This is a genomic window from Streptomyces sp. NPDC048434 (genome assembly GCF_043200375.1).
In the GTDB taxonomy this organism is placed as follows: Bacteria; Actinomycetota; Actinomycetes; order Streptomycetales; family Streptomycetaceae; genus Streptomyces.
In genome coordinates this window covers 84,773-99,904 of record NZ_JBICXQ010000029.1, presented here as the reverse complement: position 1 = coordinate 99,904, position 15,132 = coordinate 84,773, and the positions used below count along the sequence as shown (strand labels likewise).

General features: G+C 70.1%; 14 protein-coding genes and 1 pseudogene. 9 read left to right on the top strand and 6 right to left on the bottom strand.

Annotation, left to right across the window (positions count from 1 at the left end; genetic code table 11):
* Positions 1-532: 532 nt before the first annotated feature.
* Positions 533-772 (top strand): DUF397 domain-containing protein, encoded by a 240-nt coding sequence (locus ACGFWI_RS30160; RefSeq protein WP_393909209.1) that lies wholly within the window; start codon positions 533-535, stop codon positions 770-772.
* Between the two features lie 114 nt (positions 773-886).
* Here ACGFWI_RS30160 and ACGFWI_RS30155 read toward each other — a convergent pair whose 3' ends face one another.
* Positions 887-1,369 (bottom strand): ATP-binding protein, encoded by a 483-nt coding sequence (locus tag ACGFWI_RS30155; protein ID WP_393909208.1) that lies wholly within the window; start codon positions 1,367-1,369, stop codon positions 887-889.
* A gap of 313 nt (positions 1,370-1,682) precedes the next feature.
* Between ACGFWI_RS30155 and ACGFWI_RS30150 the strand changes: the two genes are divergently transcribed.
* From ACGFWI_RS30150 to ACGFWI_RS30135, 4 genes and pseudogenes are all read left to right on the top strand, one after another.
* The gene (locus tag ACGFWI_RS30150; protein WP_393909207.1) at positions 1,683-2,546 is read left to right on the top strand and encodes a helix-turn-helix domain-containing protein; all 864 of its coding nucleotides are present in this window, start codon (positions 1,683-1,685) and stop codon (positions 2,544-2,546) included.
* Between the two features lie 84 nt (positions 2,547-2,630).
* Positions 2,631-4,088 (top strand): aldehyde dehydrogenase family protein, encoded by a 1,458-nt coding sequence (locus ACGFWI_RS30145; RefSeq protein WP_393909206.1) that lies wholly within the window; start codon positions 2,631-2,633, stop codon positions 4,086-4,088.
* 134 nt (positions 4,089-4,222) lie between these two features.
* Positions 4,223-4,771, top strand: coding sequence for a DinB family protein (locus tag ACGFWI_RS30140; protein WP_393909205.1), 549 nt, complete (start codon positions 4,223-4,225; stop codon positions 4,769-4,771).
* Positions 4,772-4,833: 62 nt separating this feature from the next.
* A pseudogene (locus ACGFWI_RS30135) lies at positions 4,834-5,445 on the top strand (PadR family transcriptional regulator); the annotation flags it as partial.
* A 206-nt stretch (positions 5,446-5,651) separates the two neighbouring features.
* Here the strand turns inward: ACGFWI_RS30135 and ACGFWI_RS30130 are convergent.
* The 3 genes from ACGFWI_RS30130 to leuE form a co-directional block, all read right to left on the bottom strand.
* On the bottom strand, positions 5,652-7,067 hold the full coding sequence (locus ACGFWI_RS30130) for a glutamate decarboxylase (RefSeq protein WP_393909204.1): 1,416 nt from the start codon (positions 7,065-7,067) through the stop codon (positions 5,652-5,654).
* 16 nt (positions 7,068-7,083) lie between these two features.
* Complete coding sequence (wrbA, locus tag ACGFWI_RS30125; protein WP_393909203.1) at positions 7,084-7,707, bottom strand: NAD(P)H:quinone oxidoreductase; 624 nt, start codon at positions 7,705-7,707, stop codon at positions 7,084-7,086.
* A gap of 159 nt (positions 7,708-7,866) precedes the next feature.
* Positions 7,867-8,532, bottom strand: a complete 666-nt coding sequence (leuE, locus tag ACGFWI_RS30120) for a leucine efflux protein LeuE (protein ID WP_393909202.1) — start codon at positions 8,530-8,532, stop codon at positions 7,867-7,869.
* A 115-nt stretch (positions 8,533-8,647) separates the two neighbouring features.
* On the opposite strand from leuE, the gene ACGFWI_RS30115 reads away from it, so the two are divergent.
* Positions 8,648-9,406: a MerR family transcriptional regulator gene (locus tag ACGFWI_RS30115; protein ID WP_393909201.1), complete on the top strand. Its 759-nt coding sequence runs from the start codon at positions 8,648-8,650 to the stop codon at positions 9,404-9,406.
* Between the two features lie 89 nt (positions 9,407-9,495).
* On the opposite strand, the gene ACGFWI_RS30110 is transcribed toward ACGFWI_RS30115, so the two are convergent.
* Positions 9,496-9,864, bottom strand: a complete 369-nt coding sequence (locus ACGFWI_RS30110) for a YbjQ family protein (protein WP_088799183.1) — start codon at positions 9,862-9,864, stop codon at positions 9,496-9,498.
* A 207-nt stretch (positions 9,865-10,071) separates the two neighbouring features.
* Between ACGFWI_RS30110 and ACGFWI_RS30105 the strand changes: the two genes are divergently transcribed.
* Entirely contained in the window at positions 10,072-10,776 is a 705-nt protein-coding gene (locus ACGFWI_RS30105; RefSeq protein WP_393909200.1) for a DedA family protein, read from the top strand.
* A gap of 218 nt (positions 10,777-10,994) precedes the next feature.
* Complete coding sequence (locus tag ACGFWI_RS30100) at positions 10,995-12,737, top strand: threonine/serine exporter ThrE family protein (RefSeq protein WP_393909199.1); 1,743 nt, start codon at positions 10,995-10,997, stop codon at positions 12,735-12,737.
* Between the two features lie 172 nt (positions 12,738-12,909).
* Here ACGFWI_RS30100 and ACGFWI_RS30095 read toward each other — a convergent pair whose 3' ends face one another.
* Positions 12,910-13,404, bottom strand: a complete 495-nt coding sequence (locus ACGFWI_RS30095; RefSeq protein ID WP_030077125.1) for an inorganic diphosphatase — start codon at positions 13,402-13,404, stop codon at positions 12,910-12,912.
* Positions 13,405-13,490: 86 nt separating this feature from the next.
* On the opposite strand from ACGFWI_RS30095, the gene dacB reads away from it, so the two are divergent.
* Positions 13,491-15,065: a D-alanyl-D-alanine carboxypeptidase/D-alanyl-D-alanine-endopeptidase gene (gene dacB, locus ACGFWI_RS30090; protein ID WP_393909198.1), complete on the top strand. Its 1,575-nt coding sequence runs from the start codon at positions 13,491-13,493 to the stop codon at positions 15,063-15,065.
* Positions 15,066-15,132: the final 67 nt, after the last annotated feature.

Sequence of the window (15,132 nt, the reverse complement as noted above, 5' to 3'; positions counted from 1 at the left end):
GAGCCGGTCGATCGACGCGTATACGTCAGCACGTCCCCTTCAGTGCGCCCCCTTCAGCACGTACAGCAGCAGCGGCAGCTCTCCCGGGCGATCAAGAACGCATGGGAGATGGCGCTGCTCCCGTACGCGTCACGGTGACGGTCGCCTCCTGGTGACGGGTGCCGTCCGGTGGCGGGCGGAGGTCCCTTGCGTGTGAGACGCAGGGGACCTCCGGCATCTCCACGGGTGACGAACGCCGTCCGGCAGGCGCGCCGTCGGACGCCCGCCCGGATCCTGGAACCCGCAGGGCCTGGCGTACGTCTCTTCCTCGGCTGTGAGGGTTTCGGCCCTGGTGATCCGTACCGGGTACAGGGCGCACCTCACCAGGGGTGACGGGCGGCGGCCGACGGTGAGGGAGGGCTCGGCCAGGGTGCTCGACGAGCTGTGACTGCCTCTGCACCCGCTGTCGTGCACGTGCATCTGCGCATGCATCCGCATGAGAACGCAGCTATGCTCCCGGGCAGTTGACACCATTTATCACCGGGAGACCCCTGTGCTCCACGCATACAACGGCATGGCCGCCACGGATCTCCACGATGTGGCATGGCAGAAGAGCAGGCACAGCAACTCCCAGGGCTCCTGCGTGGAGTTCGCCAAGCTGCCCGGGGGTGACATCGCGGTACGCAACTCCCGCTTCCCGGACGGTCCCGCGCTCGTCTACACACCGGCCGAGGTCCGGGCGATGCTGCTCGGCATCAAGGACGGGGAGTTCGACCATCTCGTACGGGACTGAGTGCCCGGGGGTGTCCGGGCGGCCGTAGGGGGTGCCGGCCGCGGGGGCGGCGCGGCGTCCGCACACGGCAACCGGGCGCCCGTAGGTGACGGTGCGCCCGGCGTGAGGAAGCGGCTACGGCAGCCGGAAGAGGGCCCACACGATCTTGCCGTGTGCGGCACCGGCCAGCGGATGCCAGCCCCAGCTGTCGCTGAAGGAATCCACGAGATGCAGCCCCCGGCCCGACTCCGCGGCGGAGTCCGCCTCGCCGGCGACCGGTGAATCATCGCTCGGGTCCCGTACGGCGCAGATCAGCCGGGAGGACCAGCGCATCAGATGCAGCCGGGCGGGCGGGGCGGCGTCGGGGTGCTCCGGAGCGGCCAGGATCGCGTGCCGCAGGGCATTGGTGACGAGCTCGGAGACCACCAGGGCGACCGAGTCGAAGAGATCGTCCAGCTCCCAGCCCTGCAGGGTCTCGCGGGTGAACGCACGTGCACAGCGCACCGATTCATAGCGCGCCGGGAGCGTGCGGGAAGCGGAGCCGGAGACAGCCAAGGGGTCGACGGGAGGAAAGCCCTGCCATAACGGCTCGAGCATGGTCAAAACCTTGGTCCCCATGCGAGGCACTCCTGGCGTTCGCGGACGTCATGATCCTGGCCGGTCAGCCGGATCTGGCGGATCTTTCACGAGCGTGCATGCGTGCGACGCCTATGGTTCCCAATGCGCGGGACAGATGCAAGGGCAGATGCACGTGCACGTGCCGGGGTTGCACCGGAGTAGACCGATTCCTTCGGAATTCTTCCTGCGGCTTCATGGGGACGGCCGGCCGGAGCCTCACATATCAGTAACCGGATGAGCACTCAACGAAGCCCGAACGTGGCAGACTGCGGCCCACTGTTGGACAGGGTGGGGTCACAGGAGGGTCTGAGAGGTGTCCGCAAGTGAGTCGAGCGGGTCGGTGGTGCGGCGGATCCTGCTCGGGTCGCAGCTCCGTCGGCTGCGTGAATCGCGCGGGATAACCCGTGAGGCGGCCGGCTACTCGATCCGTGCGTCCGAATCGAAGATCAGCCGCATGGAGTTGGGCCGCGTGAGCTTCAAGGCACGGGATGTGGAGGACCTGCTCACGCTGTACGGGGTCGGTGACGTGCAGGAGCGCGAGGCACTGCTGTCCCTGGCGCGCGAGGCGAATGTCGCCGGCTGGTGGCACAGCTACACCGATGTGCTGCCCGGCTGGTTCCAGACGTATGTCGGTCTGGAAGGAGCCACTTCGCTGCTCCGGGTCTACGAAGTCCAGTTCGTGCACGGGCTGTTGCAGACCGAGAGCTATGCACAGGCCGTCGTCAGACGTGGCATGCCGGATGCCGGGCCCGCCGAGATCGAGCGCCGTGTCGCGCTGCGTATGGAGCGCCAGAAGCTGCTGGTGACCGAGCGGTCGGCGCAATTCCACTGTGTGCTGGACGAGGCCGCCCTGCGTCGCCCGTACGGCGAACGGTCGGTCATGCGCGAGCAGATGAAGCATCTGATCGAGGTGTCCGAAAGACCGAATGTGCGGCTGCAGGTGATGCCGTTCAGCCTGGGCGGGCATGCCGGCGAGAGCGGAGCCTTCACCATGCTCGGCTTCCAGGAGTCGGGTCTGCCGGACGTCGTCTATCTGGAGCAGCTGACGAGCGCCCTCTATGTGGACAAGCCCGAAGAGGTGGCGCAGTACGCGCGGGTGATGGACCGCCTCCAGGAAGAAGGGCCGAATCCGGCCGAGACCAGGGACCTGTTGCGCGGTCTGCTCCAACTGATGTGACGCATCGGTAGGATGGCGCACCATCAGGAGTCAGCACCCCCCAATGCGGCGCCCTGAGCGCCCTGTTCTCCAGATCGGGATGGCATGTCCTACTTCGACGAGTTGGCGTATCAGTTCATCGACGGCGAGTGGCGGTCCGGCAGCGGCTCATGGGACATCGTCGACTTCAATCCTTATAACGGGGAGAAGCTGACCTCCATACCCGTCGCCACGGTCGAGGAGATCGACCAGGCCTACCGTGCCGCCGAGCGCGCACAGCGGGCGTGGGGCGCCACCAATCCGTACACCCGGCGGCTCGTCTTCGAGCGCGTGCTGCGGATCATCGACGACCGTGAGGCGGAGCTGGCCGAGACGATCGCCGCCGAGGTCGGCGGCACGGTCGTCAAGGTGGGCTTCGAGCTGCATCTGGCCAGGGAATTCCTGCGCGAGGCGATACAGCTCGCGCTGCGCGCCGAGGGCCGCATTCTGCCCTCGCCCATCGATGGCAAGGAGAACCGTCTCTACCGGCTGCCGGTCGGTGTCGTCGGTGTCATCAGTCCTTTCAACTTCCCCTTCCTGCTGTCGCTCAAGTCCGTCGCGCCGGCCCTGGCGCTCGGCAATGCCGTCGTCCTCAAGCCGCACCAGAACACTCCGGTGTGCGGCGGCGGCCTGGTCGCCAAGATCTTCGAGGAGGCGGGGCTGCCGGCGGGGCTGCTCAACGTCGTGGTCACCGATATCGCCGAGATCGGTGATGCGCTCATCGAGCACCCGGTGCCCAAGACCATCTCCTTCACCGGCTCCGAGAAGGTCGGCCGGCATGTCGCGACGGTCGCCGCCGCCCACTTCAAGCACTCCGTGCTGGAACTGGGCGGCAACAGCGCACTGGTCGTCCTCGACGACGCCGATATCGACTATGCGGTGGACGCCGCCGTCTTCAGCCGCTTCGTCCACCAGGGCCAGGTCTGTATGGCCGCCAACCGGGTGCTCGTGGACCGCGCGGTGGAGCGGGAGTTCACCGAGAAGTTCGTCGCCAGGGTCGCGGCCCTGAAGGTGGGCGACCCCACCGACCCGCAGACCCATATCGGCCCGCTGATCAACGAGGGGCAGGCCGAAGCGATCACCTCGCTGGTGGACCGCGCGGTCGCCGACGGTGCCTCGGCGCTCCTCCACGGCGAGACCCGGGGCACGCTGGTGGCACCGAGCGTGCTGAGCGGGCTGCCGGAAGACTCCCCGCTGCTGCAGCAGGAGATCTTCGGGCCCGTCGTGGTGCTGGTGCCGTTCGACGGTGACGACGAGGCGGTGCGGCTCACCAACTCGACGCCGTACGGGCTCAGCGGTGCCGTGCACACCGCCGACATCGAGCGCGGTGTGCGCTTCGCCAAGTGCATCGAGACCGGGATGTTCCACGTCAACGACGCCACGGTGCACGATGAGCCGATCGTGCCCTTCGGCGGCGCGAAGAGCTCCGGGGTGGGGCGGCTCAACGGCGACGCGATGGTGGAGGCCTTCACCACGACCAAGTGGATCTCCATCCAGCACGGGCGCTCGCAGTTCCCGTTCTGAGGAACGAGGGGGTCGAGAGCGACCGCCCGCGGGTTGCGGACAGAAGCTGACCGCAAGGGCTCCTACCTTGAGTGATGTCGAAAGGCGGACGGCGAACGGCCGGCCGCCGAGGATGTTCACGAAAGGCGGCTCTCATGCCCACTCACGTTCTTGCCGAGGCCCACGGTGACGAGGCCGGCGCGCTGCTGGCCTTCCTGGAGGCCCAGCGCGGCGGGCTCCGGCGGGCGGTCCTGGGGCTGACCGACGAGCAGGCGGCCCGGCGCCCCAGCGCCGGCGAGCTGTCGCTGGCCGGGCTGGTCAAGCATGTCGCGGAGACCGAGCAGACCTGGGTCGAGACCGCGCAGCAACGGCGGCACTCCATCGAGCGGACCGCCGAGAACTGGCACCTGAGCTTCCGGCTCGCGGACGGCGAGAGCCTGGCGGAGGTGCTGGTGTTCTGGGACGGGGTCGCGCGGCGTACGGAGGAGTTCATCCGCTCCGTGCCGAGCCTGAACGACACCTTCCCGCTGCCCGTGGCGCCGTGGTACCCGCCGGAGGCCCGCCAGTCGATGCGCTGGCTGGTGCTGCACCTGATCGAGGAGACGGCCCGGCACGCCGGCCACGCCGACATCCTCCGTGAGTCCCTGGACGGCCGGACGGCCTTTGCGCTGGTCGACGAGGAGCAAAAGGTGCAGCAGGGGTGAGCGCGGGGCCCGGCCGCCGCGCTCTAGGCTGACGGCAAGGGCGGGTGAGGGATGAGGAGACGATGTCGGCGATCCGGCTGTTGGTACTGGGCGCCGTGCGGCAGCACGGCCGGGCGCACGGCTATCAGGTGCGCAACGACCTGGAGTACTGGGGCGCCCATGAGTGGTCCAACGCCAAGCCCGGCTCGATCTACCACGCGCTCAAGCAGATGGCCAAGCAAGGGCTGCTGCACGCCCATGACATCGCGCCCAGCACCGCCGGCGGTCCGCCGCGTACCGAGTACGAGCTGACCGCGGCGGGCGAGGCGGAGTACTTTGCGCTGCTGCGCGCGGCGCTCGCCCAGTACGACCAGAAGGTCGACATGCTCAGCGCGGCCCTCGGCCTGGTCGTCGATCTGCCGCGGGCCGAGGCGGTGGCGCTGCTCAAGGAGCGGGTGCGGGCGCTGGAGGAGTGGCGGAGCACGGTCACCGAGTACTACACGCCCGAGGAAGGACCCGAACAGCTCGGCCATATCGGCGAGATCATGAATATGTGGGTGCACTCCGCGGACAGCGGCGCCGCATGGACACGGGGGCTGATCGAGCGGATCGAGGGCGGGGCGTATGTCTTCGCCGGCGAGGGGGAGCCGTTCGTCGGCGTACTCACCGAGGGGCAGGAGAACCCGTACGCGACGAAGGGTGTGGGCTCCGAGGAGGGCGTGGGGGCTGGGGGGGAAGGAGACCCTGAGGGGGGAGCGGACCCTGAGGGGGAAGAGGGCCCTGAGGGCGACGGGGATTCCGGGCGCACGGGTGGTGGCGGCGTCGCGAAAAAGACCTCTTGATCACGTTTGACTGAACGGGGGGTCCTCGCGCCTTCGCGGCGGAGCGGTTTCCGCCGCGGCTAGTGGTGGAACGCCGTCGCGACGTTCGCCGGGCGCTGCAACGGCTCCGCCTGTTCGCGGAGTTCGGGCAGCAGCTTTTCCAGGTCGGTGAGGAACAGGTCGGCGAGGTCCATGGAGAAGCCGTTGCGGCAGACCACCCGCAGGACGGACAGGTCCTCGCGTTTCGGGGGGAAGGTGTAGGCGGGGATCAGCCAGCCGCGCTCCTTCATCCGCCGGGAGACGTCGAAGACGTCGAAGGCGGTGACGTCGTCCGCGGTCGTGAAGGCGAAGACCGGCAGCTGGTCGCCGTGGGTCAGCATGCTGAAGTCGCCCAGCGCGCTGATCCGTTCGGCCATCGAACGGGCCACGTCGCGGGTCGCCTGCTGTACGGCGCGGAAGCCGGCCCGGCCGAGCCTCAGAAACGTGTAGTACTGCGCGACGACCTGGGCGCCGGGCCGGGAGAAGTTGAGCGCGAAGGTCGGCATATCGCCGCCCAGGTAGTTGACGCGGAAGACCAGCTCCTCGGGCAGCGCCTCCCCATCGCGCCACAGAGCCCAGCCGACGCCCGGGTAGACCAGGCCGTATTTGTGCCCCGAGGTGTTGATGGAGGCGACCCGCGGCAGCCGGAAGTCCCAGACCAGCTCCGGGTCGAGGAACGGGGCGATCATGGCGCCGGACGCGCCGTCCACATGGACCGGGATGTCCCAGCCCTGCTGCTTCTGGATCTCGTCGAGCGCCGCGCAGATCTCGGACACCGGCTCGTACGACCCGTCGAACGTCGAGCCGAGGATCGCCACCACGCCGATGGTGTTCTCGTCGCACAGCCCGGCGGCGGAGTCCGCATCCAGATGGAAGCGGTCGCCCTCCATCGGGACCATGCGTGCCTCGACCTCCCAGAAGTTGCAGAACTTCTCCCAGCAGACCTGGACGTTGGCCCCCATGACGAGGTTGGGCCGGGCCCGGTCCGGATACCGGTCCTTGTTCCGCCGCATCCAGCGCCGCTTGAGGGCCATGCCGGCGAGCATGCAGGCCTCGCTCGACCCGGTGGTGGAGCAGCCGATGGCGGCCGACGGATCGGGGGCGTGCCACAAGTGGGCGAGCATCGCCACACACCGCCTCTCCAGTTCGGCGGTGCGCGGGTACTCGTCCTTGTCGATCATGTTCTTGTCCCGGCACTCCGCCATCAGCACGCCGGCCTGCGGCTCCATCCAGGTCGTGACGAACGTCGCCAGGTTCAGCCGGGAGTTGCCGTCCAGCATCAGCTCGTCGTGCACGAACTGATAGGCGGTGTGCGGGGAGATGGGACCGTCGGGCAGGGTGTGCCGCGGTGGCGAGGTCTCCATGCCGGCGACCGGGTCGGCCTCGCCGTAGAAAGGGTTGACCGGGTGCCCGATGTGCTTACGGTCGGATGCCGATGCGCCTTTGTGCAGAGTCATCTGTCGCCACTACCCGTCAACTGGCCGGTGAAAGGCCGTGTTTGATGGCCTTCGTGAATTTCACTACGCGCTCGGCCTGGATGCGGGCCGCGGTGCGTGCCTCGTCGTCGAGCGGGGTGTCCGGGCCGCCGACGTGGGAGGTGCCGTAGGGATTGCCGTCGGTGAACTTCGCCGGCTCGGTGTAGCCCGGTGTCACGAGGATGCCGCCGAAATGGTGGACGGTGTGGTAGAGCGCGAGCAGGGTGGACTCCTGGCCGCCGTGCTTGGTGGCACTCGCGGTGAAGCCGCTGTAGACCTTGTCGGCCAGTTTGCCCTGCCGCCAGAGGCCGCCCAGGGTGTCGATGTACTGCTTGAGCTGCGAGGTCACATTCCCGAAGCGGGTGGGGGTCCCGAAGATCACCGCGTCCGCCCAGAGCATGTCCTCGTGGGTGGCCTCCATGATGTCGGCGGTGGCCGCGGCGTTCGCCGCCCATGCCGGGTTGGCGTCGATCGCGGTCTGCGGGGCGAGTTCCGCGGTCCGGCGCAGTCGCACATCGGCTCCGGCGTGCTCGGCGGCGTCCGCGATCCGCCGGGCGAGCTCGGCGATGGTGCCGGTCGAGGAGTAGTAGATGACGGCGACCTTCACGTCATGCACGGGCATGGGCACCTCCTGGAACCCGACAATAAGGGCATAAGGGGTGCGTGGCCTCCAGGGTTCACCCAGTGGAAGCGCAAGGGGCGGGCGGCCGTCCCGGAGGACCGCCACCCGCCCGTATCCGCGTCTGCGCAGTGGAGCCGGGCCTGCCCGCCCGGCGCCGGCTCAGCTCGTGGTGGCCAGCGACAGCTTCGCGGCGAAGCCGAGGAAGGCCGCGCCCGCGCCCGCGGACAGCCCGGCCGTCAGCCGCTTGCGGCGCCGGAAGGTCGCCGCCAGAAACGTCCCGCTGAAGATCAGGACCGACAGATACGTGAAGCTGAACAGCTGCGCCCAGGCACCCAGCGTCAGGAACGACAGCACCGGATGGGCATAGGACGGGTCGACGAACTGCACGAAGAAGGAGATGAAGAACAGAATCGCCTTGGGGTTGAGCAGGCTGACCACCAGCGCCCTGCGGTACGGCCGCTCCACCGTCTCCTTCGGCGCCTCGGGGGCCTCGCCCCGCCGCTCGGCCCTCCGTGCCTCCCGGCCGCGCCACAGCGCCCAGGCGCCGCGCAGCATCCCGACCGCCAGCCACGTCAGATAGCCCGCGCCGGCGAACTTCACGACGGCGAACAGCACCGGGCTGGTCTGCAGCAGCGAGGCCACCCCGCCGGCCGACAGCGTCATCAGCACCGTGTCACCGCACAGCACACCGGCCGCCGCCCGGTAGGCGACCCGCGGGCCGCGCCGGGCCGCCACCGAGACGACGTACAGCGAATTCGGGCCCGGCAGCAGAATGATCAGTGCGAGCCCCACCAGATACGTGGACAGATCCGTTATCCCCAGCATGTGCGGCAGGATCTCATCCCCGCGTCCGCCGCCTCACCGGCTTTTCATGATGCGGACTTGCACCTCACGTGACGTGAGGACACATCGTGGAGGGCGCACCGAGAAGGGAGCGGATATGAGCTACGCGGTAGGGCAGGTCGCCGCCTTCGCCGGGGTCACGGTGCGCACCTTGCACCACTACGACGAGATCGGGCTGCTGCTGCCCGGCGAGCGCAACCACGCAGGTCACCGGCGCTACGGCGAGGACGACCTGGACCGGCTGCAGCAGATCCTGTTCTACCGGGAGCTCGGGTTTCCGCTCGACGAGGTCGCGGTCCTCCTGGACGACCCGCACGCGGATCCGCAGGAACATCTGCGGCGCCAGCACGACCTGCTGACCGGGCGGATCGGCAGACTTGAGGAGATGGCCGCCGCCGTCGAACACGCGATGGAGGCACGCAGGATGAAGGTACGGCTCACACCGGAAGAGAAGTTCGAGGTCTTCGGGGACTTCGACCCCGAAGACCACGCCGCGGAGGCCGAGGAGCGCTGGGGCGGCACGGACGCCTACAAGGAGTCGCAGCGCAGGGCGGCCGCGTACACCAAGGACGACTGGAAGCGGCTGACGGCGGAGTTCGACGCCCTCCACCGCGCGATGGCGGACCTGCTCGCGCGGGAGGTGCCGGCGGACTCCGAGGCGGCCATGGATGTCGCGGAGCAGCACCGGCGGTTCATCAGCGGGGCGTACTACGACTGCACCTACGAGATCCACAGCGGACTCGGCGAGATGTACGTCGCGGACGAGCGGTTCACCGCCACCTACGAGGCCATCAGGCCCGGCCTGGCCGTCTACCTGCGCGACGCGATGCTGGCCAACGCCGTCCGCCACCTGTGATCCGTACGGGCCGGGGAAGCGCGCCCCCGGCCCGTACGGCCTGCTCGGCACCGGCCGGAGCGCCGCCCTCCGCACGCCCGGCCAGGCGCTCAGCCCTGCGGAGAGAGCACCACGGCCGTCCCGTAGGCGCACACCTCGGTGCCCACGTCCGCGGCCTCCGTGACATCGAAGCGGAACATCAGCACCGCATTCGCACCGCGCGAGCGGGCCTGCTCCACCAGCCGTTCCATCGCCTGGTTACGGGTCTCGACCAGGGTCTTGGTCAGGCCGCGCAGCTCGCCGCCGATCATCGACTTCAGGCCCGCGCCGATCTGGCTGCCGAGGTGGCGCGAGCGCACGGTCAGGCCGAAGACCTCGCCGATGACCCGTTCCACGTGAAACCCCGGGACGTCGTTGGTCGTCACCACCAGGACGTCGGACTGCGCATGCTGTCCGCCGCCGTACTCCTCGATGCCCATCGCGCGCACCTCCTTGCGGCCAGCATCACCCGGCCCTCCGGGCGCGGCCAGCGGTCGGGGGCGCTCGGGTGGGGCCCCAGGGCCCGCCTGGAACCAAGGGGAGTCACCCGGCGTTGATAGTTTTGGGCCGCACCTGCGCCTGCACCCTCGTCGCTTCCCTCGTCGCACCGCACGATCCGGCGCCCTCGACCCAGGAGCCTTCACCCTGTGAATACTCTCGCGCTCGGCCCCCAGTGGCTGGACCCGGACTTTCTGATCGCGACCTTCGGCCTGGCCGGCGTCCTGTTCATCGTCTTCGCGGAGTCCGGCCTGCTGATCGGCTTCTTCCTGCCGGGCGACTCGCTGCTGTTCACCACCGGTCTGCTGGTGACGACGAACAAGCTGGACTCGCCGCTGTGGATGGTGTGCTCCCTGGTCGTCCTGGCTGCCGTCCTCGGTGACCAGGCGGGGTATCTCTTCGGCCGCAAGGTCGGCCCCTCGCTCTTCAAGCGCCCCGACTCGCGCCTCTTCAAGCAGGAGAACGTCGAGAAGGCGCATGCCTTCTTCGAGAAGCACGGCCCCAAGTCGCTGATCCTGGCCCGCTTCGTGCCGATCGTGCGGACCTTCACGCCGATCATCGCCGGTGTGAGCCGGATGAACTACCGCTCCTTCCTCACCTTCAACCTCATCGGCGGCGCACTGTGGGGCGCCGGTGTCACGCTGCTCGGCGCCTCGCTGGGGAACATCGCGTTCGTCCACAAGCACATCGAGCTGATCCTGATCGCGATCGTGCTGATCTCCGTCGTACCGATCGCCATCGAGTACCTCCGCGCCCGCGGCAAGGCCAAGAACGAGCCCGCCCCGGTCCGTCCTGCCGACCGTCCCCACGGCGCCGCCCCCGACACCCGCCGCGGCCGCCACGCCAAGCGCTGACGACCGGGCGAGAGCCCCCGGCCCGTCGCCGCCCCCACACCCCGGCGGCCGACCGCCCGCCGCAGGCGCCACGGCGGGGCCGCCGACAGCGTGCTCCACCGGCACAGTGCCTACGAACCGGTAGCCGAAAACGTCGCCCCCGAGCACGCGCGGTCCACCCTCATCAGGCATCGTGTCCTTGTCATCCGTCAGGAGGCTTACGAGGAGAGCGAAGACCCGTGGCGTCGGACCCACAACGCGGCCAGCGCGGCACGAGCGGCAGTGGCAGCAGCAGCGGATCCTCGGACCAGACCGGTTCCGAGGAGCGCAAGCCACATCCGGACGAGGCGCACAGCGCCTTCACCCCGCCGCTGGGCGTGCCCTATCCGCCGCTCCCCGAGGACGAGCACCCCACCTCGGAGTTCGCGCTGCCTTCCGGCCTGCGCCCGGAAACCGCGGCCGAACAGGAGGGCTCGGCGTTCGCGCGCCCCAGCAGCACCACCGGCCAGACCCCGATGCCCGCCGGCTCCACCGCCCTGAGCTACGCCTTCACCCCGCCGCACGGCATCCCTGCCGTCCGCCTCACCAAGGAGGCTCCCTGGCAGGACCGGATGCGGACGATGCTCCGGATGCCGGTGGGGGAGCGGCCGGTCCCCGAGCGCTCCGAGCGGGCCGACGACGAGACCGGACCGGCCGTACCCCGCGTGCTCGACCTGACGCTGCGTATCGGGGAGATCCTGCTCGCCGGTGGTGAGGGCGCGGAGGACGTCGAGGCCGCGATGTTCGGCGTCGCGCACGCCTACGGGCTGCAGCGCGTCGAGCCGACCGTCACCTTCACGCTGCTGTCGATCTCCTACCAGCCGTCGCTGGTCGACGACCCGGTCACGGCCAGCCGGACGGTGCGGCGCCGCGGCGTCGACTACAACCGGCTCTCCGCGGTCTTCCGGCTCGTCGACGAGATCGCGTCCGAGGGCATCACCCTCGAAGAGGCCTACCGCGGCCTCGCCGAGATCCGCCGTAACCGCCACCCCTACCCGAGCTGGGCGCTGACGGTGGCCTCCGGGCTGCTGTCCGGTGCCGCCTCCATGCTGGTCGGCGGCGGGCTGCTGGTGTTCGTCGCGGCCGCGGTGGGCTCGATGCTCGGCGACCGGCTGGCCTGGCTCGCGTCCGCGCGCGGGCTGCCGGAGTTCTACCAGTTCGTGGTCGCCGCGATGCCGCCCGCCGCGGTGGGCGTCGCCTTCGGTCTGGCGCACGCCAATGTGCAGGCGTCCGCGGTGATCACCGGTGGCCTGTTCGCGCTGATCCCGGGGCGGGCACTGGTCGCCGGCGTCCACGACGGGCTGACCGGCTACTACATCACCGCCGCCGCCCGTCTGCTGGAGGTCGGCTACCTCATCGTCGGCATCGTCGTCGGCGTGCTCAGCGTGCTCTACATCGGTCTTCAGCTGAACCCCGGCCTCCGTCGGCTCAACCCCGAGGAGACGCTGGGGGTGTACAACGAGCCGCTGGTGCAGATCGTCGCGTCCATGCTGCTGGCGCTGGCGTTCTGCGTGCTGCTCCAGCAGGAACGCAACACCGTGGCCTTTGCGACCTTGAACGGTGGCGTCGCCTGGGTCGTGTACGGCGCGCTCGCCTACGTCGTCGGAATGAACCCCGTGCCCGCCACCGCGATCGCGGCCGGACTGGTCGGCCTCTTCGGCCAGTTGCTCTCGCGTTACCGCTATGCGTCCGCGTTGCCGTACGTCACCGCGGCCATCGGCCCGCTGCTGCCCGGTAGTGCCACGTACTTCGGCCTGCTCAACTTCGCCCAGGGGCATCTGCCGCAGGGCCTCACGTCCCTGGTCCAGGCCGTCTCGCTGGCGCTGGCCATCGCGGTGGGGGTCAACCTCGGCGCCGAGGTCGCGCGGCTGTTCCTGCGGGCGCCCGGCCTCCAGGAGGCCGGCACCGGCCGTCGCGCCGCCAAGCGCACCCGCGGCTTCTAGCCGCGGCTTTCGGATCAGCGCGGGACCGCGACACCTGGCGGCCCGCCCCCGACACGCACAACGGGCGGCAACCCAACCGGGTGCCGCCCGTTCGCGTAAGAAAATCAGCGCGCAGACCCCGGCGCGTCGCGGTCAGAAATCCCCCGCCGCACGCCGGAACGGCACGACTGCGTCAGTGCTTGCCGCCCTGTGCCTCAAGGCGCTTGTACGAGGCCTCGATCTCGGCCTCGGCCTCGGTGCGGCCGACCCAGTTGGCGCCCTCGACGGACTTGCCGGGCTCCAGGTCCTTGTAGACCTCGAAGAAGTGCTGGATCTCCAGGCGGTCGAACTCCGATACGTGGTGGATGTCCCGCAGGTGCTCCACACGCGGGTCGGACGCCGGTACGCACAGCAGCTTGTCGTCGCCGCCGGCCTCGTCCGTCATCCGGAACATGCCGATGGCGCGGCACTTGATGAGGCAGCCGGGGAAGGTCGGCTCGTCCAGGATGACCAGGGCGTCGAGCGGGTCGCCGTCCTCGCCCAGGGTGTTCTCGACAAAGCCGTAGTCGGCCGGGTAGCTGGTCGAGGTGAAGAGTCGACGGTCCAGGCGGATCCGACCGGTCTCGTGGTCCACCTCGTACTTGTTCCGCGAACCCTTCGGGATCTCGATGGTGACGTCGAACTCCACGGGTGGCTCCTCCATGATCAACACATACGTCTGGTGATTAAGTGTCCCCCACGCAGGTGTGTGGTGGCGAAAGGGGCTGGTCCGAGGTGCCGGAGACCGGAAAGTGGCAGGTCAGATGGCAGTCGGCGGAGCGGTCCGCGCGGGCGGCGACGCACGTGGCGGTCCGGTCTGCGCAGACAGCGGTCGATGCCGCGCGGCAGGCCTGGCAGGCCACACCGCGCCATACCCAGCAGACCTGGCGGCTGACGGCGGTATCGGCAGCCACCGGCCTGGCGGTCGCGCTCGCCGCGGTGGCGGCGGCCGGACCGTGGGACTCGGGTCAGCGTACGGCCGAGCGCGCGGAGGCGGGCTCGATGGACGGTGCCAGTGGTGAGCATCACGCCGCCGACCCCGGTCCGGCACCCAGCGCCCCGCCCGTGCTGCCCGCGCTCGGCGGTGTGGTGCACGGCGCCGCGGGCCGTGGCGCGGCCCCCGTGCCCACCGACGCCGGGCTGGCCGACGCGCTCGCACCGCTGTTGAAGGACCCGGCGCTCGGCCCGTTGCGCACGGCCTCCGTCCTGGACGTCGCCGCGGGCCGCGAGGTCTTCGGCGAGCGCCAGGGCACGGCCGCCACCCCCGCCTCCACCGTCAAGCTCGCCACCGCCGTCGCCGCGCTCTCCGCGCTCGGACCCGACCACCGCATCGACACGACCGTCGTCATGGGCGGCAAGAACCGCATCATCCTGGTCGGCGGCGGCGACCCCACCCTCACCGCCCGCGCCCCGCGGCCGGGCGCCGAGGAACAGCCCGCGAATCTGCGCGCCCTCGCCGACGCCACCGCCCGCACCCTCAAGCAGCGCCACACCACCAAGGTCAGCCTCGGCTACGACACCGGCGCGTACGCGGGCCCCGTCGAGCACCCCATCGGCCCGAACGAGAACATCGCCCCCGTCACCGCCCTGATGACCGACGAGGCGCGCCTCGACGACTCCGAGCACGGCACCGCCCCCCGCGACACCGACCCGGCCCACGCCGCGGCCCGCACCTTCGCCGGGCTGCTCCACGAGCGCGGCATCACCGTCGACGGCGACCCCGCCGGCGCCAAGGCCCCCAAGAAGCCCGACCGGATCGCCACCGTCCGCTCCCTGCCGCTGTCCGCGCTCGTCGAGCGGATGCTCACCTACAGCGACAACGACATCGCCGAGGCCCTGGCCCGCCAGACCGCCCTGGCCGCGCGGCAGCCGGCCAGCTTCGCCGGCGCCGGAAAGGCCGTACACACCGCCCTCGAACGGCAGCACCTGCCCTTGTCCGGCGCCGTCTTCGAGGACGGCAGCGGCCTCGACCGCGACGACAAGGTCAGCGCCGCCCTGCTCTCCCACCTCCTGCTGCAGGCCTCGTCGCCCGACCGGCCCGCGCTGCGCCCCGTCGTCACCGGCCTGCCGGTGGCCGCCTTCACCGGCACCCTCAGCAACCGCTACCGGGGGGAGAGCGCCGGCGCCGGCGCCGTACGGGCCAAAACGGGCACCCTCACCGGCGTGAACACCCTGGCCGGCAGCGTCGTCGACGCCGACGGCCGGCTCCTCGTCTTCTCCTTCATGACCACCGGCACCTCCGACCCCCAGGGCGCCCAGAACGCCCTCGACAAACTCGCCTCAGCGGTGGCCAACTGCGGCTGCCGCTAGACCCGGCAAGGCCCGACACCGCACCCACGGCCCCCCGCGGCGGACCGGTCCGCCGCGGGCGCCACGG